18 protein-coding genes are annotated in these 18,272 nt (G+C 48.4%); 12 read left to right on the top strand and 6 right to left on the bottom strand.

Going from position 1 to position 18,272, the window contains the following annotated elements:
- The first annotated feature begins 340 nt into the window (after window positions 1-340).
- The 6 genes from N7386_RS17565 to dbpA all read left to right on the top strand — a co-directional run bounded on the left by N7386_RS17565 (window position 341) and on the right by dbpA (window position 6,025).
- Window positions 341-541, top strand: coding sequence for a YheV family putative zinc ribbon protein (locus tag N7386_RS17565; protein ID WP_011621538.1), 201 nt, complete (start codon window positions 341-343; stop codon window positions 539-541).
- Window positions 542-1,478: 937 nt separating this feature from the next.
- Window positions 1,479-1,652, top strand: a complete 174-nt coding sequence (locus tag N7386_RS17560; protein WP_248967556.1) for a hypothetical protein — start codon at window positions 1,479-1,481, stop codon at window positions 1,650-1,652.
- A 90-nt stretch (window positions 1,653-1,742) separates the two neighbouring features.
- On the top strand, window positions 1,743-2,195 hold the full coding sequence (locus N7386_RS17555) for a hypothetical protein (protein ID WP_011627140.1): 453 nt from the start codon (window positions 1,743-1,745) through the stop codon (window positions 2,193-2,195).
- Between the two features lie 120 nt (window positions 2,196-2,315).
- Window positions 2,316-2,747, top strand: a complete 432-nt coding sequence (locus N7386_RS17550) for an Imm26 family immunity protein (RefSeq protein WP_279770021.1) — start codon at window positions 2,316-2,318, stop codon at window positions 2,745-2,747.
- A gap of 551 nt (window positions 2,748-3,298) precedes the next feature.
- Window positions 3,299-4,156 carry a pirin family protein gene (locus N7386_RS17545; protein WP_279770020.1) on the top strand — a complete coding sequence of 286 codons (858 nt, stop codon included), beginning with the start codon at window positions 3,299-3,301 and terminating at the stop codon, window positions 4,154-4,156.
- A 492-nt stretch (window positions 4,157-4,648) separates the two neighbouring features.
- Window positions 4,649-6,025 carry an ATP-dependent RNA helicase DbpA gene (dbpA, locus tag N7386_RS17540; protein WP_089067035.1) on the top strand — a complete coding sequence of 459 codons (1,377 nt, stop codon included), beginning with the start codon at window positions 4,649-4,651 and terminating at the stop codon, window positions 6,023-6,025.
- A gap of 63 nt (window positions 6,026-6,088) precedes the next feature.
- On the opposite strand, the gene N7386_RS17535 is transcribed toward dbpA, so the two are convergent.
- The 5 genes from N7386_RS17535 to N7386_RS17515 all read right to left on the bottom strand — a co-directional run bounded on the left by N7386_RS17535 (window position 6,089) and on the right by N7386_RS17515 (window position 11,274).
- Complete coding sequence (locus N7386_RS17535) at window positions 6,089-8,365, bottom strand: TonB-dependent receptor (protein WP_279770018.1); 2,277 nt, start codon at window positions 8,363-8,365, stop codon at window positions 6,089-6,091.
- 57 nt (window positions 8,366-8,422) lie between these two features.
- A complete protein-coding gene (locus tag N7386_RS17530; RefSeq protein WP_279770016.1) occupies window positions 8,423-8,671 on the bottom strand; it encodes a hypothetical protein in 249 nt (82 codons plus the stop codon).
- A gap of 242 nt (window positions 8,672-8,913) precedes the next feature.
- Window positions 8,914-9,441, bottom strand: coding sequence for a CbrC family protein (locus N7386_RS17525; RefSeq protein WP_109286538.1), 528 nt, complete (start codon window positions 9,439-9,441; stop codon window positions 8,914-8,916).
- Between the two features lie 174 nt (window positions 9,442-9,615).
- Complete coding sequence (locus N7386_RS17520) at window positions 9,616-10,038, bottom strand: VOC family protein (protein ID WP_279770013.1); 423 nt, start codon at window positions 10,036-10,038, stop codon at window positions 9,616-9,618.
- A 195-nt stretch (window positions 10,039-10,233) separates the two neighbouring features.
- A complete protein-coding gene (locus N7386_RS17515; RefSeq protein ID WP_011718176.1) occupies window positions 10,234-11,274 on the bottom strand; it encodes an NADP(H)-dependent aldo-keto reductase in 1,041 nt (346 codons plus the stop codon).
- A 465-nt stretch (window positions 11,275-11,739) separates the two neighbouring features.
- Here N7386_RS17515 and N7386_RS17510 point away from each other — a divergent pair, with 465 nt between their 5' ends.
- The 6 genes from N7386_RS17510 to nqrF are packed head-to-tail and all read left to right on the top strand — an operon-like array spanning window position 11,740 to window position 17,630.
- Window positions 11,740-13,110, top strand: coding sequence for a Na(+)-translocating NADH-quinone reductase subunit A (locus tag N7386_RS17510; protein ID WP_011621544.1), 1,371 nt, complete (start codon window positions 11,740-11,742; stop codon window positions 13,108-13,110).
- On the top strand, window positions 13,110-14,342 hold the full coding sequence (locus N7386_RS17505) for an NADH:ubiquinone reductase (Na(+)-transporting) subunit B (protein ID WP_279770010.1): 1,233 nt from the start codon (window positions 13,110-13,112) through the stop codon (window positions 14,340-14,342). Before N7386_RS17510 ends, N7386_RS17505 begins: the two co-directional genes overlap by 1 nt.
- On the top strand, window positions 14,332-15,126 hold the full coding sequence (locus N7386_RS17500; protein ID WP_088210250.1) for a Na(+)-translocating NADH-quinone reductase subunit C: 795 nt from the start codon (window positions 14,332-14,334) through the stop codon (window positions 15,124-15,126). The genes N7386_RS17505 and N7386_RS17500 overlap by 11 nt, the downstream gene beginning before the upstream one ends.
- Window positions 15,123-15,743 (top strand): NADH:ubiquinone reductase (Na(+)-transporting) subunit D, encoded by a 621-nt coding sequence (locus N7386_RS17495; RefSeq protein ID WP_011071186.1) that lies wholly within the window; start codon window positions 15,123-15,125, stop codon window positions 15,741-15,743. Before N7386_RS17500 ends, N7386_RS17495 begins: the two co-directional genes overlap by 4 nt.
- Before the next feature lie 9 nt (window positions 15,744-15,752).
- Entirely contained in the window at window positions 15,753-16,361 is a 609-nt protein-coding gene (gene nqrE, locus N7386_RS17490) for an NADH:ubiquinone reductase (Na(+)-transporting) subunit E (protein ID WP_011621548.1), read from the top strand.
- Window positions 16,362-16,412: 51 nt separating this feature from the next.
- Window positions 16,413-17,630 carry an NADH:ubiquinone reductase (Na(+)-transporting) subunit F gene (nqrF, locus tag N7386_RS17485; RefSeq protein ID WP_279770005.1) on the top strand — a complete coding sequence of 406 codons (1,218 nt, stop codon included), beginning with the start codon at window positions 16,413-16,415 and terminating at the stop codon, window positions 17,628-17,630.
- A 66-nt stretch (window positions 17,631-17,696) separates the two neighbouring features.
- Here the strand turns inward: nqrF and N7386_RS17480 are convergent, their stop codons facing one another.
- On the bottom strand, window positions 17,697-18,092 hold the full coding sequence (locus N7386_RS17480) for a hypothetical protein (RefSeq protein ID WP_279770003.1): 396 nt from the start codon (window positions 18,090-18,092) through the stop codon (window positions 17,697-17,699).
- Window positions 18,093-18,272 lie beyond the last annotated feature (180 nt).

The following is an 18,272-nucleotide window of genomic DNA, read 5'->3' as shown; positions in this document are numbered from 1 at the left end:
ACAAGCCGATGGCAAACCACAACTTAGGCCGAGTTGCTGAGGATTTCTTACACTTTTTACAGCATCTTTTGGGCGAATGTGGTGGCGGCTTTTAAGGCGATTTTATGATGAGTGACAAAGCGAGTGTACGACCGATTTGGCAAATCCTTCTTGAGTGAATCCCGCAAGATGCTAACGCCTGCTCATATCTTATGGCATCACAACTTGGTTTAAAGGCTGGCAATAGCTGGGCACTGTGGCAAAATAGCGGCCAATTTCAGGCTCACGCTTTGGGTTTTCTCAAGCGAAGCGGAGTCATCTTCTGATCCAACTGAGCTGGTCAGTGCATAAAGGTATTAGCATGACAACCAAAATCAAAAAGCGCTTCGTAGCTGGCGCAAAATGCCCAAAATGTGGCGCCAAGGACAGCATTCTGCTGTTTAAAGAAAACGGTATCGAAACCGTAGAATGCACCGACTGTGATTACCGCGAACAACAAACCGATGTGAAAGTCACCGAAAAAGCCACAGGTGCCGTGATTGGGGTGTTTAAGCCTGACTAGTAGCACTTTTATATGCGTGTTTTTTGCTAAGTAACGATTAAAAGCTGATCCCAAAAGTGTGTTTTGCAGTTCAAAAAGGGAATTGGACAAGTAAAGCTCTGCCTATAGAAAAGTTGATGGTTCGACTTAGAAGTTATGCATATCTTCCTTTTGTAGCTTCCATGCGTTAATCAAAATCAAAGTCGTGGGGCTTCACCCCACACCCGACCAAGGAGGAATGCTCGTCCTATCCTCCTTGGATGCTCCAAGACGCCCCCAACGGAGTTGAAAGCCCCTTGTGCTCATTGACAAATTTGCTATCGCTTCCGAAGGATGCGTCCCTGCACCTGCGAAAGCTAGCTCGCCATCCATGGCGAGACTCACGCAATTTGTCTATTCGCCCTGCGGTAACTCCGAGGGGAGGTGTATTCCTTGGAGTTTTGAGTCGTTAGAAAGCGATTCATCTGCAAAAAATAAGCGTGAAAGAATGGGAAAGATAAAGCGATATCAATTAATTACCCATCAAACTTTATGAAAAATCGCTACCGCCAAAAAGCAAATTCCTATAGCATCATTTATACCAATTGACATGGATTTGGCTGCGGCCATATTTGAGATTTAGTGAACAAGCGATTTATGCTCTGCAAACAGCGCAGCGCATAAATACTAAGTCGTTATATCGCTGGTGATGTATGCGTAAAACTCTGATTTTTTTCTTTGCGCCATATGGGCATGCTATTGCACTGCTACTTCAGTTTCTTTTTCTGAGAAGACTATTGGGGCTGAAGAAGCCGAAAAATTAGGATTTCATCGTTTAATAGTTGGCAAAAGTGACTCTTGGAACGATGGCTGGATCTTTTTTGTTTATCCGGAAGTCGATGCCAACGGAGACAAAATATCTGAAGTTTGCCTAGATATTTACGAGAACTCTGAAAAGTTAGCTTTTTCATGTGTCGAAATGAAAAGTTCTGAAATAAAAGGGTTTAATCGTTCAGATATTGAAGTTAGCAAGCAAAGATCTGTTTCTGTGGATGTCAGCATCACATATGGAAGCGAAAGATATTTAGTTAAAAACGTCATATCTTTGCCGGGCAAAGATTATGAAACCTTTAAAAAACGATATAACAAATAAATGTTATCGCCAGCAAAAAGCGCTGGCTGCGACGTCAACCCGCTGCGTGGCTTTCCTCGCTAAATTTAGGCGTTATAAATCTAGGTAAATATGGAAGTAGCCGAAAAAATAATTGATCAATTAGAATTAACGGGACACGATTTGGAGGGGGAAATATCTTTTCCTGTTTTAGGTGAAAGTGTTTTGTTTACTATAGGGTTATCTGGTTCTGGTGAAATAGAGCAGTCGCATAAAGATTCTATCAACTGGCTTTACAATAATATCGAACTTGAGTTCCCTAAAATTGAGGAAGCAATTTTCCAATATTACCAGAGAGTCTTACCTGATTATCATCTTGGTTTAGGGGAGTATGCCGACGAGCTAATGCCAAAGCTATCCGCACCTAATCAAGTGTGGAACTATGTCACCGAACCAGGAGTGTTCATGTTTCCTGAAGATGAAGGTGGAGAACTTCATTTAGAGTATGAGTGTACCTTCGATGTAGAGCATGGTTTAAGAGTCGTACTTAAAAACGGAAAAATATTAAGGGTTGGCTTAGAGTAATCGATTTATAACAAGGCCATTATGGTAGTTGGACGCAAAACGCTTGGCTTGCGTTCCTTCGTCGCTAAGTTTAGCCAAGCATTTGTGCGCCTCATATGGCGGCGTTAACAGTACAAAACAATGAGTATCGAATATCCACTCAAACCAAAATCAACAAGCTACCTTGAGCAAGGACGGTTTTGGGCTGTGCCTCTTGAACAAGGTGGTTTTGGCTGCGGCGTGGTACTAGCTAAATTATTGCGTCAAGGTAAAACCGATACACGTTTGTTCTTTGTGGGCCTGTTAGATTGGTTTGGCGAGGCACCGCCAACATTAAACCAAATCAAAGGTGCTAACATCATCGAAACTGGAGCCGCACATATAAAAAGCATTACTGAAACAGGCGGTGTAATTATTGGCTCTGGTTATAACGTAGTAGGCATTGCAAGAGAAATCGAAAAATCCGATTTCATTAGCACATGGGGTTACAACGTGATTACAAGGCTAGCCGAAAGGTACGTAACAGTTAACAAGTCAAGCAAGCAGGATGACGTAACCAGCGTCCCTTCTTGAAGCGTTATCACCATAGATGTTTTAATCTGCAACTCAAAAATTAGAGTTGGGAATCTATCACGCTTTTGTCCCAAAGCCTGTTGCGTAAGGCTTTTAAATCTACAGGTTCCGCTAATGTCAAAAGGTGAACCATGGTGATTAGCGAGACGACCGTCCGCCCCATGGCCGCTTTTTGGCGTTCATGCCATCGCGGCATTTGTGAATCCATTCACATCATACGGGGCGGCCCTGCATCCACAGACGGACTTGAACAACATCCTTGTTTAAAGGCCAGTTCGCCATCCATAGCTCTCGTTCATAGGTTCAGCAACCCTAGGTAGGTTTCCATTCACCGTGTCGGTGAGTGAACATCATGGCAAGCCTGCATGAGTGGGTATCAGCAAGCTACCGTTCCATTTTTTCGAATGTTTAGACCGTGATTTCGCGTTATTCTTTTGCAAATTTCCTTGTTATTCTGCCTCCATCAGCATTGCCACTGTTTCACGCAGTCACTTCTAACATCAAGTGATCGTGAGTGCACGGGCTAATGCCTTACGAGTTAGGAGCATAAAATGAAAGTCTTAGGTCAGTTTTCTGCTAAACCTGCGATGGATGGCGACGGGGTGAATATTCGTCGTGTGGCGGACTTTATCACGACCCATTTTGATCCGTTTTTGATGATGGATGAGATTAAATCCGATGATAAACAGGATTTTATTGGTGGCTTTCCACCGCATCCGCACCGTGGAATGGAGACCTTTACCTACATCCGTAAGGGTGGCTTTGAGCATCGCGATCAGATGGGCAACGTCAAAGCGATTCGTGCTGGCGATGTGCAGTGGATGAGCACGGGTTACGGCGTGGTGCATTCCGAAATGCCGCTGGCCGATGCGCTTAATGGTCTGCATGGCTTCCAAATTTGGGTCAATATGCCGGCTAAGGACAAACTGCGCCCCGCGACTTATCAGGATACGGCTTCAACCCTAAGTGTTGAAACCACGAATGACACAGGCGCTACCCTTAAAGCCTTGGCGGGGGATTGGGCATTTGCGGGTAAAAGCGCGATCAGTGCCACCATCCAAGGATTAGCGGGCGAGGCGGCGATTGCCGACTTGATGATTAACGCCAATGGTGAGGCGCAGCTCGATTTATCCAAGCATGAGTTTGCCGCCCTCTATCTTTACCAAGGTGGCTTGAGTAAGAGCGAAGGTTCACGGTGGTCATTCAATGAAGGCCAGTTTTTAGTGCTCGATAGCCAAACGCCATTGCAGCTCAAGGCCGATGAACGCGGTGCTGGCATGCTAGTGTTTGTGGGTAAACCGATTCGCGAAAAAATCGTCCAAATGGGGCCGTTTGTGATGAACACCCAAGCGGAAATTCAGCAGGCGATTCGCGATTATCAAGAGGGCCGCTTTGGCAGTATCGCCTAAGTCTCGATTGCGTGAAATCTTGACTCCTGACTTGAAAACACCGCTATTACAAAGCTTGTTTTTCCGTAAGTCACACCCACTAAGCCCTGCCAACGCAGGGCTTTTTGTTAGCGCGCTTCTTATCTATCAGAGACTTCAAAGCAGGCAATTAAGCCTGCTTGGATAGTTAAGCGAAAGACTTCAGGAAAAGAGCGCGCTTTATTGCTACAATAGCCGAGCTTTGGATGGTGCGGATAAGACTGAGCATGGCAAGTTGCCAACTTAGCCTTATTGCGCGAATGGCATGGCTTATTTAAAGAGCTAGTTTAAAGGCTTTAGTTAAAAGCTTAACCGCCAGAAATAAAGGCCTAAAGAAATGGCTAAACGCCCCAAAGCGATAAGCGTATTTAATCAGTAACACTATGCAATTTCAGTGACTTGCCTGAGTTTATGCCAGCGCGGGTTACCCACCACAGGATATTCGCCTTGAGCAATTCAGACACTCAGCCTTCAATGGCTTTCTCGACTCTTAAGCTAAAACCCGAACTGCTTGAGAACCTTACCACTATGGGCTATCACGAAATGACGCCAATTCAGGCGCAGAGTCTGCCAGCCATTTTAGCGGGCGAGGATGTGATTGGTCAGGGTAAGACGGGTTCGGGTAAAACGGCGGCCTTCGGGTTAGGTCTGCTGAACAAGTTAGATGTGAAGCGTTTTCGCATTCAAACCTTAGTGCTGTGTCCGACCCGCGAACTGGCTGACCAAGTAGCGCAGGAGATCCGCACACTGGCGCGTGGTATCCACAACGTAAAAGTGCTCACCCTCTGTGGCGGAGTGCCTATGGGGCCGCAAATCGGTTCGCTCGAGCATGGCGCCCACATAATCGTTGGTACGCCGGGGCGGATTGTCGATCACTTAGAGCGTAACCGTTTAGATCTAAGTAACCTGAATATGCTCGTGCTTGACGAAGCCGACCGTATGTTAGAAATGGGCTTCCAACCTCAGCTCGATGCGATTATCGAGCAGTCGCCACGCGAGCGCCAAACCTTGCTGTTTAGTGCAACCTTCCCCGAGCAGATTCAGTCGATTGCCAAGCAAATTATGTACGACCCTGTGATGGTGAAAGTGGCCGTGACCCACGAAAAGAGCACCATTGAGCAGCATTTCTACCACTTGGATGACGACAAAGCGCGCATGCAGGCGCTGCAATTATTGCTGCTGGATCGTAAGCCCGAGAGTGCGGTGGTGTTTTGTAATACCAAGCGCGAAACCCAAAAAGTGGCCGATGAACTGAGCGATGCTGGCTTTAGCGTTATCGCCCTGCACGGTGATTTAGAGCAGCGTGACCGGGATGAAACCCTGCTGCAATTTGCTAACAAGAGTGCCTGTGTGTTGGTCGCAACCGATGTGGCTGCCCGTGGCCTCGATATCGACGCACTGGACGCGGTATTTAACTACCATGTGGCATATGATACCGAAGTGCATATTCACCGTATTGGCCGTACCGGCCGTGCGGGCAGTAAGGGCGCGGCTTTTACCTTCTTTAACGATCAAGATGGCTACAAAATTGCGTTATTAGAAGAGTACTTAGAGCGCGATATTCAGAGCGAAGCCTTACCATCTTTAAGTTTGCTGGGCACTGCGCCCAATGCACCAACTATGATCACCCTGCAAATCGATGGCGGTAAAAAAGAGAAGCTTCGCCCCGGCGATATCCTCGGTGCCCTCACTGGGGAGAATGGTATCGAAGGCTCGCAGGTCGGCAAAATCCTTGTGACCGATTACCGCGCCTATGTGGCGGTGAATCGTAAAGTCGCTAAAAAGGCGCTGAGCAAAATCACCAGTGGCCGCATTAAAGGCAAGTCCTACCGCGCGTGGTTAATGAAATAACCTGCAGTTAAGTGAATAAAAAGCGAAGCCAAATGGCTTCGCTTGTTGCTTTATGGCCTAGGGCTAGAAGTTATAGGTGACGCCCAGCATCAGGTTGCGCCCCATTAACGGCGCATAATCCTTGAGTAGGGAAGTATGAGGGCGGGCCTCCTGATTAAGCAGGTTGGTGCCTTTGAGATAAACCAAAATATCGCCGCTTGAGGTATACCAGCGATAAGTGGCAGCTGCGTTCACTAGGGCATAGCCTGCGGTTTCGGTCTCATTGTCGGCGGTGTCGGTTTGGCGGGCATAGCCTATGGCGCCTAACTCTGCGTGCCACTGCTGCAGATCGAAGTTTACTGTCGAGCCGACACGCATTGGCGATATTTGCGGTAAGTTACCGCCATCAACGAGTTTGCCGCGGGTGTAATCGCTAAAGAGCCCGAGTGACCAGAGATCATTAAATGGAATCGTTGCCTGCGCCTCGATGGAGTAAAGATCCGCATCGCCTTGAGTATATTGATAAACCGGCATGTCGCCCTCTTCATCGCTGTTGACCAGATCCGAGGCAATCAGTCCAGTGTTGCGCTCATAGTAGAAGTTATTGACTCGGTTATAGGCGAAGCTGAGTGAACCTGTCCATGCGCCGTCCAGCTTACGCAGCGTGAGGTCGATATTGTTGGCGACTTCCTTATCGTTACTGCCGCTGTTGGCAACGATTTGGCCATTCTCTAGGCTAAATTGCGATCCAAGCTCAAAGCTTTGAGTCGCATCGTGTGGCCCGTAGCTGTAAAGCTCTTCGGCAGTGGCCGAGCGTTCGGCGCGGGTGAGTGATAGGCCCAGATTGTAGGAAGGGGCGAAGTCCCACACTACGCCTGCCGACAGCGTCACATTATTATCAGTTAAATCATTAGGTTGATACTCTTGTTCACCATTAAGCGTGTCGAGCTGCATGCTATCGGGCGCGAGGCGGTAATGCTCGAGGCGACCGCCGAGTTCAAAGCGAAAATCCCCCAACTTACGTTCTTGCACGATAAAGGCGGCGAGTGTGTCTGTTTTACTGTCGGGGGTGAGGGCTTCGTCGCCTTCTACCGCAAAGTCGCGGTGCACCGCATGTAGCCCCAGAGTGCCTTGCCATTCGCCCCAAGGATGATTGTTTAGGCTTAAACGTGCTTCGCTCTGCTTGTTGAAAAAAGTGGTGCCAGCAACGCCATCTTCTTCCTCGGCGTGTTGATAATCGCTATAGGCAGCGTCGAATTTTAACTTACTAAAACCAGCAAAGGGGTCGAGTAGCCCGCTATGTAACTGCCAAGCGGTTTTTTGTAAGTCGATGGTGATATTGGGGGCATCGGCCTCTCCACGGCTGGGGATGCCGTAGTTGGATTCGGTGCGCGCGCCGGAGACGCTAACAAAACCCGAATCCCCCGTATAGCCAACACCTGCGGCGTAATCATCGAGTTTGAGTTGGCTATTGGCTAAGGTGCCGTGGGTGCTCGGCATATCGGCAATGGCATTACCGGGAATATCGACATCTTCGGTTTTTCTGTGGGTGCCATCCAGATGCCAGTTAAACTGCCCATTACCGCCGTTGAGTTCGCCATTATAGGTTTGGCCATTATTGGCGCTGTCATAGCGAGCGCCAAAGTCCCCAGTCACTTCATCGACTGGGGTTTCGCTATAGCGGGTATCGACCACATTGACGACACCGCCGATGGCGCCATTGCCATAGAGTAGGGTGCCCGGACCGCGAAGAATTTCAATCTGCTGCGCCGAGGCGGCCTCGGAGGTCACGGCATGGTCCGCCGATACGGTAGAGGCATCGCCAACCGACAGGCCATTTTCAAGTACTTGCACTCTGGGGCCACCCATGCCGCGGATAATCGGCCGACTGGCGCCCGCACCAAAGTGAGAAGCCTGTACACCGGGGAGTTTTTCTAAGGTGTCGCCCAAGGTGGGTTCGGTATTGAGCTTGAGTTGATCCTCGGTCAACACGCTGATGGGCGTGGTGCTTTCAAGGGCCGAGCGGGCGAGGGGCGATGCGGTTACCACGATATTTTCCATCGGGGTTTGGCTCAGCGCCACATCTTGAATAAGTACCGCCGTCGTTGAGCTAATCTCTTGATCGCTATGTTTAAAATTCGCATGACTCACATGCAGATGCAGGTGACTATTATCGGCAACCTTGAGTTGATACTGGCCTTGGGCATCCGTAGTTGTGCTGTTACCACCGTCAACACTGACGCGGGCATTGGCGAGCGCGTTACCTTGTTGATCAGTGACTTGGCCTTGAAGCTCTGCGGCCATAGCCGATGAACACACGCTCGCGACCGCAAGCGCTATTGAAGATAGTGCAAGTTTCATTGTGCCTTTCCTTGTAGATAAGCAAAAAATTAATGTTTAAGTTTTTGAATTTGCTTTCTAAAAGGGAGGAGCGCGCGCATCAACATGGCGAATGTGGGCTAAGCTGGGGGCTTGATAGGTGGCAGTGGCGCGATGATCGGCGTGTTGCAAATCCAGCGGTAGCACGGGCATAGATGCCGGACTTGCACTGGTATCATGGCCAAAATCGCAGACAATACAATGGGTGTGTTCATGTTCCAGACTGTGTTCGGAGTAATGGGTCAGCGCAAAGCACTGGGTAACCAGTAGCCATACACTGAGCAGCAACCAAGGCCACTTTTTATGAGTCCGAAATTGATGATAAGCCATTATTGTTATTGGTTAAGGTTCAGCCGTTAGTCTTATCGGGAAGCGCATATCCCTGTTTAAATGAGCTAAAGTTTGCGTCTGCGTCAGGCAACCTGAGTCGCTGATGCAGGCCCATTCGCTTTAGCCTTATCTAATCCACAAACTGACCTTAATTGATTTACATTGACCGAGTCTAGTTAACTTTTAGTTATAAAACTGGCTCAGTGGCAATCTAAGGTAAAAATCGCTTGCTGGCAGTGGCGGCACTTAAACTTGTAGATGGCCGGGTTGCCACCCTTTTGGTAGCTAGATAAGAGTTTTTGCCATAGGTCATGGTTGGGCAGGTATTCGGCTAAAAAGTCTTCTAATGCTTCGCCTTGCAAGGCTTGTAAATCAGTGAGTTCGGCATCGCCATGAAACTCGCAGGCATCATTACAGTGGGATTGCCAGACTTCCTGTTGCCATGAGACATACCCCGGTGTTCTTTCTGCCACTTCCTTCACGATGGCGAGATCCAGCCCCGCGTCGAGTAGCGGATAATCGTCGACAAAATGGCCATTAAATTTGTCTGCGGCGCTACCATCGGCAACGCACCAAGGGCAAATCGCTTCAACATTGTCCCTGCAATACATTCCTGAGCTGCAGATAAATCCCCGTGCTTGGCCACAGCATTCGCAGGTCGCATCGCTTGCGATCACGGCGCCAGTATCAAGGGGATGAGGGTGATAAGTAAACTGAGGGAAATCCATTTCAACTCCTAAGTGAAGAATAACGCGATTAAATCGCCAAGCTGATTATCATTGAGCTGCGTGGTTGATTCAATAGTTTATTCAATGAGATAAGCACTTGGCTGGTACTCTCTGTGCCACTTAGTTAACACTAATTCTGTTTTTACTTGGCTATCGGCTAAGTCTTTTACACTGTTATTGGCATCTTTTGGCCATGGGATGATTAGGGCTCAATTGCAATAAATCCCAACGGTTGCCATAGAGGTCCTCGAACACGGCAACGGTGCCGTAATCCTGCTGCTGCGGCTCACGAATAAAGCGGATCCCAATGGACTGCATATAGTGATAATCGCGCCAAAAATCATCGGTATTTAAGAACAGAAACACCCGGCCGCCAGCCTGATTCCCGATAAAGGGTGCTTGCTCCGGTTTAGAGGCCTTGGCTAACAATAAGGCGGTGCCAATGGAATTGGGTGGGGCTACCACGACCCAACGTTTATCTTGTTCGGGTTGATAGCTGTCTTCAATCAACTCGAATTTGAGTTTATTGACATAAAAATCAATCGCCTCATCGTAATCTCTTACGACGAGCGCGATATGGACAATGGCTTGTTTCATCTTGAGTGCTCGACTTTTACTGTCTGATAAACCGCTATTGTATGGCTATCGCTGCGGTTAGGGTACAGCTCTGATGGACAATCAATCTGTGGCTCAAGTGAGTGGCACTTTGGCCACTCACTTTAGAGGCTTATTTAAAAACGCAATGTAAGAGCTCATTGTTAGCGCTCTCTTTTTAGAGCAAAGAGCAAAGAGCTAAGGGCAGGGCAATCTAAATTGATCTGAGAGGGCATTTAGACGGCTGAGTAACTCAGGGGAGAGGCTGACTTTTAAGCTGTCGATATTCTCTTTCAGCTGGTATAAATCGGTGGCGCCAATGATGTTTGAGCCAACAAATTTACGCGAGTTAACAAAGGCTAACGCCATTTGCGCGGGCGAGAGATTAAACTCACGGGCTAAGTCTACGTAGGCAGCCGTGGCATCGAGTGCCATTTGTGATCCTGTATAACGGGCGAAGCGTTTAAACAGGGTTAAGCGCGCGCCTTCTGGCCATTGGTTATTGCAATATTTGCCGCTCAAGGCGCCAAAGGCTAAGGGCGAATAGGCCAGCAGTGGCAACTCTTCGCGGTGGCTGATTTCACTCATGCCAACCTCAAAGCTGCGGTTGAGTAGGTTATAGGGGTTTTGCACTGTCACTATGCGCGGCAGGCCATGTTTTTCCGCCAGTTGCAGGTACTTCATCAGTCCCCAAGGGGTTTCGTTCGACACGCCGATATAGCGCACTTTGCCTTGGCGAATGACTTCGGCGAGGGCTTCGAGGGTTTCGAGGATTGGCGTTTGCTGCTCAATCTCTTGCTCGTCGTAAAATAATTCCCCGAAGAAGTTGGTATTGCGATCCGGCCAATGTACTTGGTAGAGATCGATAGTATCGATTTGTAGGCGTTCGAGTGAGGCATCGACCGCTTGATGGATGTTGTTCCAGTCCAGCGCCATGTTTTTGCGAATATAGTCACTCTTGCCACCCGGTGCGGCAATCTTAGTGGCGATCACTAGGTCATCACGGTTGCCACGGGCTTTAATGTATTGGCCCAAAATGCGCTCGGTTTCCCCTTGGGTTTCCGGCTTGGGCGGCACAGGGTACATTTCCGCAGTGTCAATAAAGTTGATGCCACTGCCGATGGCGTAGTCTAGCTGTGCGAAGGCTTCGGCTTGGGTATTTTGTTCACCCCAAGTCATAGTGCCTAAACAGATTTTGCTCACCTCGAGATTAGAATGCGGTATGCGTCTGTATTCCATCTATTTCTCCTACGGAAACTATCTTAGTTCGAGGCTATCAAGCTTTTGCTGTAAAGCAAAGGTTAATAGGGCGTCAAACATTTTACTGCAGTAAAAATAACCAATGCTCGAAAGTCGGAAACCGCAGTGAGGTTGCGGGGCTGGCACCTTGGATTGCACACGAACTCGCCACCGACTTAGTGTTTTAGGCTTTTGTCAAAAATTTGGGTTGAAAAGGGAGATTTTTGTCAGTTTTTATCTAGTTAAGTCAAAACTAAATCAGAAATGCAGGAATTATGAATTATTTGTTATAAAACTACATTTGCAACTTTAGGCTGTAATTGATGTGAATCTATGTCACAGAATGGCGCGAATTTACGTATATTACTTACGAAATTGCGGCGGAATGTGACGCCAATATCGGATTATCTGTTAACAAACATCTACCCTAAATGTATCTAAAAATTTTCATGGTTGATATTTGTGATGGCAGATTTTTCAAACCAAGTTATAACGATCAAAAAAGGCCTCGACTTGCCGATTTCGGGTGAGCCTAGGCAGATCATCGAACCCGGTAACAGGCCATCCCAAGTGGCCTTGTTGGGTGAGGAGTATGTTGGCTTAAAACCGACTATGTTGGTGGAAGTCGGCGATAAGGTCAAAAAAGGCCAACCTTTGTTTGAAGATAAAAAAACAAAGGGCGTGCTGTTTACCGCTCCCGCCAGTGGTGAGATTGTTGCAATCCACCGTGGTGAACGTCGGGTGTTGCAATCCGTGGTGATCCGTTGCAATGGCTTAGACGCCGATGAGCAGATCCGTTTCGACATTCACACCGATTTACAGGCCTTATCTGCAGATGTGGTTAAAGCGCAACTGGTTAAGAGCGGCCTGTGGACCGCACTGCGTACTCGTCCTTTCTCCCGCGTTCCCGCACTCGATGCCAAACCCGCAGGCATTTTCGTGACGGCGATGGATACCAATCCACTCGCCGCCGATCCTAGATTGATTATTGCTGAGCAGAGCGATGCCTTTAAGGCGGGCTTAGCGGTACTGAGTCATTTAACCGAAGGCAAGGTTTACCTTTGCCAAGATAAGGGCGAGACCTTAGTCGGCGCTGACTTACCTAAAGTGCAAGTGCGCCGTTTTACTGGGGTGCATCCCGCCGGATTAGCTGGGACTCACATTCACTTTACCTTACCCGTCAGTATTGAACGTCAGGTGTGGCATATCGGCTATCAAGACGTTATCGCCTACGGCAAGCTGTTTCAAACCGGTGAACTCTATACCGACCGCGTTGTGGCGCTGGGTGGCCCGAGTGTGCTTAACCCGCGTTTACTGCGCACTCAGTTAGGTGCAGAGCTGAGCGCCTTAGTGGCCGACGAAGTGAAACCCGGTAACAACCGTGTGGTATCAGGCTCAGTGTTATCTGGCCATACAGCTAGGGGCGTACATGACTTTTTAGGTCGCTTCCACAACCAAGTATCGGTTCTCGCCGAAGATGCGCAGCACCAAGTATTGCCTTGGGTGCGTGGTGGTTCGGACAAGTTCTCTATCACCCGTGCGGTGACTTCCCGTTTATTTGGCCTGACTAAGTCCTTCGAATTTACCACGCATCAAGGTGGCTCTCACCGCGCCATGATGGCCTTTGGTCAGCTCGATCGCGTTATGCCTTTAGATATTTTACCCACTCTGCTAGTGCGTGACTTAGTGGTGCGAGATACCGACGAAGCACAAGCGTTAGGCGCATTGGAGTTAGATGAAGAAGATTTAGCCCTGTGTACCTTTGTGTGCCCCGGCAAGTATGACTTCGGTAAAGAGTTACGTGCCTGTCTAGATGTTATCGAGAGGGAAGGTTAATGACGACACAACCTAAAAAACATGATTTACAGGACGCCCCTGATTTGCAGCAAGAGTATTACGCCACGGGTAAATCGATGAAGGGCTTTGTGCGCTCATTGGTGATCGCCAGTGGTCGCAGCACTAAGGGACAAGTACACGTACGTGACGCCATTGACGTAAAACGTACCATGACCTTAGTGGGCCTTTGTTTATTACCCGCCATTTTATTTGGCTTATATAACGTAGGCTTACAGGCTCAGCTCGCACTAGCAAGTGGCCTAACGACGCCAGAAACCTGGAAACTTGCACTGTTTAATGCCTTAAGCGGTGGCTTAAGTGCCGAGACGGGCGTGATTGGCCTGTTCCTCTATGGCTTAAGTTTTTATCTGCCGATTTACTTAACGGCCTTGCTGACCAGCCTGTTCTGGGAAGTGGTGTTTGCCAAGGTGCGTCGCCAAGAATTGCACGAAGGCTTCTTCGTCACTGCCTTGTTATTTACGCTGATTTTACCCGTTTCGATTCCACTCTGGTTGGTGGTGATGGGGATTAGCTTTGGGGTGGTAATTGCCAAAGAGCTGTTTGGTGGCATGGGTTACAACTTCCTTAACCCCGCATTAGCAGGTTTGGCGTTTATCTATTTTGCTTATCCTTCTGAAGTGTCAACCGTTAAGCAACTGGTTGCTGTAGATGGCTTTTCAGGTGCGACTGCCTTAGCGCAAGCCGCTGCAGGTAAGCTGCAATTTGCCGATTACGCTTGGTACAGCGCCTTTAGCGATCCTAACTGGTGGAATAATTTCTTCGGCTTTACCGTAGGCGCGATTGGTGAAACCAGCACGCTTGCTGTGCTGCTCGGAGGGTTATTACTGCTTATCACCCGTTTAGCCGACTGGCGCATCGTGGTGGGTGTGATGTTGGGCATGATTGCCACTGCAACCTTGTTCAATGTTATTGGTTCAAGCACTAACCAGATGATGGCAATGCCTTGGACATGGCACTTAGTCACGGGCGGCTTTGCTATCGCGATGATGTTTATGGCGACCGATCCAGTGACGACCTCTTATACCCGCCAAGGCAAGTTTGCCTACGGCGCCTTGATTGGTTTTATGACAATCCTTATCCGTGTGGCTAACCCCAAAATGCCAGAAGGCGTGATGTTAGCCATCCTGTTCGCCAACCTGTGGGCACCGCTGTTCGATTATCTGGTGGCCCGTGCCAACATCAAACGGAGAGTAAAACGTCATGGTATTTAAGAAAGATACTGTGGTGGGGACCATGATCTTCACCATCACGCTCTGCCTTTTGTGCTCCTTTATGATTACTGGCACCGCAGGCGTGTTGAAAGAGCGTAAGCTCGCAAAAAAACGCGATGAGTTACAACGTTATGTGTTGATGGCGGCCGATGTAAATATTGGACAAGGCAATGAGTTTAGAGAGATTTTTGCTAAATCCGTTAAGCCATTATTGATTAATCTCGACACAGGCAAAGTGGACTCCGATGCCAATGTACTCGACTTTGACGAGCGCATGGCGGCGATTAACCCAGAAACCTCAAGCGCCCCTAAAAAAGATATCGCCAAAATCAAGACCCGCGCCAACGATGCCCGCGTGTTTAAGGTGTTCGATGACAGCGGCAAGTTATCCAGCGTGGTCGTGCCTTTCTACGGTAAAGGGCTGTGGTCGATGATCTACGGTTACGTGGCCGTCGAGCCTGACTTTAATACCATTAAAGGCATGGTGGTTTACGAGCACGGTGAAACCCCAGGTATCGGCGACTTTGTGACTGACCCACATTGGTTATCCCTGTGGAAGGGGAAACAACTCTTTGATGAAAAAGGCAAGTTTGCGATGCGCCTCGTGAAAGGCGGCGCCAAAGAGGGCGATGTGCACGGGGTTGATGCTGTGAGTGGCGCGACCATGACTGGCCGTGGCGTGCAGCGCGCAATGGAGTTTTGGTTTGGCGTCGAGGGTTTCCAAACCTTCTTCAACCAATTAAAAGCATCGGCTGAGCAAGGTGAGTTGGGAGGTGCAAAATGAGCAACAGTTTATCCATGCGGGACATGCTAGCAGGCCCTGTATTTGCCAATAACCCAGTGGCGATGCAAGTGCTGGGCGTATGTTCGGCGCTGGCGGTGAGCAACTCCATGCAGACGGCCGTGGTGATGACACTGGCGGTAACCTTCGTTCTGGTGTTCTCTAACCTTATCATCTCCGCCATTCGCAACTTTATCCCTAACAGTGTGCGGATTATTGCCCAGATGACGGTCATTGCCTCCTTGGTGATTATCGTCGACATGGTGTTGCAGGATGTGGCTTACGAGCTGTCTAAGCAACTCTCTGTATTCGTTGGATTAATTATCACTAACTGTATCATCATGGGCCGCGCAGAAGCCTTTGCGATGAAGTATCCACCTCACTTAGCCGTGGTCGATGCCGTGGGGAACGCGGCGGGTTATGGCTTGGTGCTGATCAGTGTGGCCTTTGTGCGTGAGCTGTTAGGCACAGGCAATCTGTTTGGTCATAGCGTGTTGACTACGGTTGAAAACGGCGGCTGGTACTTACCTAACGAGATGTTTAAGTTGCCACCAAGCGCCTTCTTCCTGATTGGCCTGCTGATCTGGAGCATTAACGTGATCCAGCGTAAACGCGGTTAAGGAGCGGATATGGAACACTATATTAATCTGTTTTTACAGGCCACATTCTTAGACAACATGGCGCTGTCGTTCTTCCTCGGTATGTGTACCTTCTTAGCCGTGTCTAAAAAGGTGTCGACCGCCTTCGGCTTAGGCGTTGCGGTTATCGTGGTGATGACCTTAGCCGTGCCCTTAAACCAACTGATCTATGTGAAGGTGTTAGCACCGGGCGCATTGGCTTGGGCGGGCATGCCTGGTATCGACTTAAGTTACCTGCAACTGATCACCTTTATCGGTGTGATTGCGGCCTTAGTGCAAATCCTTGAAATGTTTTTAGATAAATACATTCCAAGCCTGTATGACTCCCTTGGGATCTTCCTGCCACTGCTCACCGTAAACTGCGCGATTTTTGCCGGGGTGATCTTTATGGCTAACCGTGATTACAACTTTGCCGAATCGGCGGTGTTTGCCATGGGGTCGGGCACGGGTTGGGCGCTGGCGATCGTGATGCTGGCAGGGTTGCGTGAGCGGATGAAGTTTCATGCGATTCCCGAAGGCTTACAGGGGATTGGTATCACCTTTATTACCACAGGGTTGATGGCACTTGGCTTTATGTCTTTCTCGGGGATCTCGCTGTAACGCGTGGCTGAGAAAGTGAAACCGCATTCTGTTTAGAAAAAGGGTTATCGAATGGAAATGGCAATAGGCATAGGCATGTTCACCTTAGTGGTGTGCCTACTGGTGATAGTAATCCTTATCGCCAAAAAGAAATTAGTGACTACTGGTGAGATCACTATCGGAATTAACGACGATGCCGAGAAAAGCATTAAAGTTACCGCAGGCGACAAACTGCTTGGCGCCTTAGCGAGCAAGAATATTTTTATTCCCTCGGCCTGTGGCGGCGGCGGTACTTGCGGCCAGTGCCGGGTGAAAGTTAAATCGGGCGGCGGTGATATTCTGCCGACAGAACAAGGGCATATCACTAAAAAAGAAGCCAAAGAAGGTTGTCGTCTCGCCTGCCAAGTGGCGGTGAAAACCGATATGGAACTTGAGCTGGAAGAAGAAATCTTTGGCGTGAAGAAGTGGCAATGTGAGGTGATCTCAAACGATAACAAGGCCACCTTTATCAAAGAGTTATTGCTAAAACTGCCCGAAGGTGAAGACGTACACTTTAAGGCGGGTGGTTATATCCAAATTGAAGCGCCAGCCCATGTGGTGAAGTATGCCGATTTTGATATTCCGGCTAAGTACCGCGACGATTGGGAAAAATACGGCCTGTTCGACTTAGTCTCCACCGTCAATGAAGACGTGCTGCGCGCCTATTCAATGGCGAACTATCCCGATGAAAAGGGTCGCATTATGCTTAACGTGCGGATTGCGACGCCACCTTCAGCCAATGTGCCACCGGGTAAGATGTCTTCTTATATCTTTAACCTCAAGGCGGGGGATAAGGTGACCATTTCTGGCCCATTCGGTGAGTTCTTTGTGAAGGATACCGATGCGGAAATGGTATTTATCGGCGGTGGTGCGGGCATGGCACCGATGCGCTCACATATTTTCGATCAGCTAAAGAGTAAAAAGACCAAGCGTAAGATGAGCTTCTGGTACGGTGCCCGTTCGACCCGTGAGGTGTTTTACCAACAAGATTTCGATGCATTAGCGGCTGAAAATGACAACTTTGTCTGGCATGTGGCGCTGTCGGAGCCGCTACCAGAGGATAACTGGACGGGTTACACAGGCTTTATCCATAATGTGATTTACGAAAATTACCTTAAACATCATAAGGCACCAGAGGATTGCGAGTACTACATGTGTGGTCCTCCAATCATGAACTCCTCGGTGATCCGTATGCTCGAAAGCCTAGGGGTTGAGCCTGAAAATATCCTGCTCGATGACTTTGGTGATTAAGTAGTCAGTGGAATAGAAAATCGCGTTAGGCAGAGCTAGTACAGCTGAGTCTAACGCGATTTTTGTTTATTGCTTATTAGCGTTTTTATGTTCAAAGCCTCTAACAATGACATATGCGATAAGGGCAAATATAAATACGATAAGGTACATCCATGCAATACTTTGCAACGTTTCAATAATCGTCCGATAAATCTCAATAGTCCAACGTTCTAGTGTTAGCTGAAGAATCTCTATATCTTTATGTCGAGCGGTAATATAACGCTCTAAATCATAAATCCTAACGCCACCAGAGATGCCCACAACATATGTGGCAAAAATGATGTATTTTTGCCAAGCGGCACTGATTGAATCTTGAATAATTCGAGAAAATATTTCGCCCAATGGTTTTTTGAAAATTGAAACAACCAGAAATGAAACGGTTATAGATAGTGCAAAGGTAATAAACAGTAATGTAAAAAACATGCTCTCTCCTTAGAACAGATATTTAAACCGAAAACTTTGCCAGCCATTTAAAATCAACAACATAATCTGCTTTAGGTTTGCGTTCAAGCAAATAGCTAAAAAGACAGGACAAGCATGGATCTTTGGGGATTAATAGTTTGTACTGTTGCTACTGGAGTTCACCTCCCCTGCGAAGTCGCC

This window comes from Shewanella sp. GD04112, from assembly GCF_029835735.1.
Classification (GTDB): Bacteria; Pseudomonadota; Gammaproteobacteria; order Enterobacterales; family Shewanellaceae; genus Shewanella.
Note: the sequence above shows the minus strand (reverse complement) of the source record. Positions and strands in the feature narration are given on the sequence as shown.

What these genes read in the sequence shown, in the direction of transcription:
- N7386_RS17550 (WP_279770021.1), top strand. Translation starts at nt 2,316, where the DNA reads ATGAGTATCGAATATCCACTCAAACCAAAATCAACAAGCTACCTTGAG.
- N7386_RS17535 (WP_279770018.1), bottom strand. Translation starts at nt 8,365, where the DNA reads ATGAAACTTGCACTATCTTCAATAGCGCTTGCGGTCGCGAGCGTGTGT.
- N7386_RS17520 (WP_279770013.1), bottom strand. Translation starts at nt 10,038, where the DNA reads ATGAAACAAGCCATTGTCCATATCGCGCTCGTCGTAAGAGATTACGAT.
- N7386_RS17480 (WP_279770003.1), bottom strand. Translation starts at nt 18,092, where the DNA reads ATGTTTTTTACATTACTGTTTATTACCTTTGCACTATCTATAACCGTT.
- N7386_RS17495 (WP_011071186.1), top strand. Translation starts at nt 15,123, where the DNA reads ATGAGCAACAGTTTATCCATGCGGGACATGCTAGCAGGCCCTGTATTT.
- N7386_RS17545 (WP_279770020.1), top strand. Translation starts at nt 3,299, where the DNA reads ATGAAAGTCTTAGGTCAGTTTTCTGCTAAACCTGCGATGGATGGCGAC.
- dbpA (WP_089067035.1), top strand. Translation starts at nt 4,649, where the DNA reads ATGGCTTTCTCGACTCTTAAGCTAAAACCCGAACTGCTTGAGAACCTT.
- N7386_RS17525 (WP_109286538.1), bottom strand. Translation starts at nt 9,441, where the DNA reads ATGGATTTCCCTCAGTTTACTTATCACCCTCATCCCCTTGATACTGGC.
- N7386_RS17560 (WP_248967556.1), top strand. Translation starts at nt 1,479, where the DNA reads ATGAAAAGTTCTGAAATAAAAGGGTTTAATCGTTCAGATATTGAAGTT.
- nqrF (WP_279770005.1), top strand. Translation starts at nt 16,413, where the DNA reads ATGGAAATGGCAATAGGCATAGGCATGTTCACCTTAGTGGTGTGCCTA.
- N7386_RS17510 (WP_011621544.1), top strand. Translation starts at nt 11,740, where the DNA reads ATGGCAGATTTTTCAAACCAAGTTATAACGATCAAAAAAGGCCTCGAC.
- N7386_RS17565 (WP_011621538.1), top strand. Translation starts at nt 341, where the DNA reads ATGACAACCAAAATCAAAAAGCGCTTCGTAGCTGGCGCAAAATGCCCA.
- N7386_RS17555 (WP_011627140.1), top strand. Translation starts at nt 1,743, where the DNA reads ATGGAAGTAGCCGAAAAAATAATTGATCAATTAGAATTAACGGGACAC.
- nqrE (WP_011621548.1), top strand. Translation starts at nt 15,753, where the DNA reads ATGGAACACTATATTAATCTGTTTTTACAGGCCACATTCTTAGACAAC.
- N7386_RS17505 (WP_279770010.1), top strand. Translation starts at nt 13,110, where the DNA reads ATGACGACACAACCTAAAAAACATGATTTACAGGACGCCCCTGATTTG.
- N7386_RS17500 (WP_088210250.1), top strand. Translation starts at nt 14,332, where the DNA reads ATGGTATTTAAGAAAGATACTGTGGTGGGGACCATGATCTTCACCATC.
- N7386_RS17515 (WP_011718176.1), bottom strand. Translation starts at nt 11,274, where the DNA reads ATGGAATACAGACGCATACCGCATTCTAATCTCGAGGTGAGCAAAATC.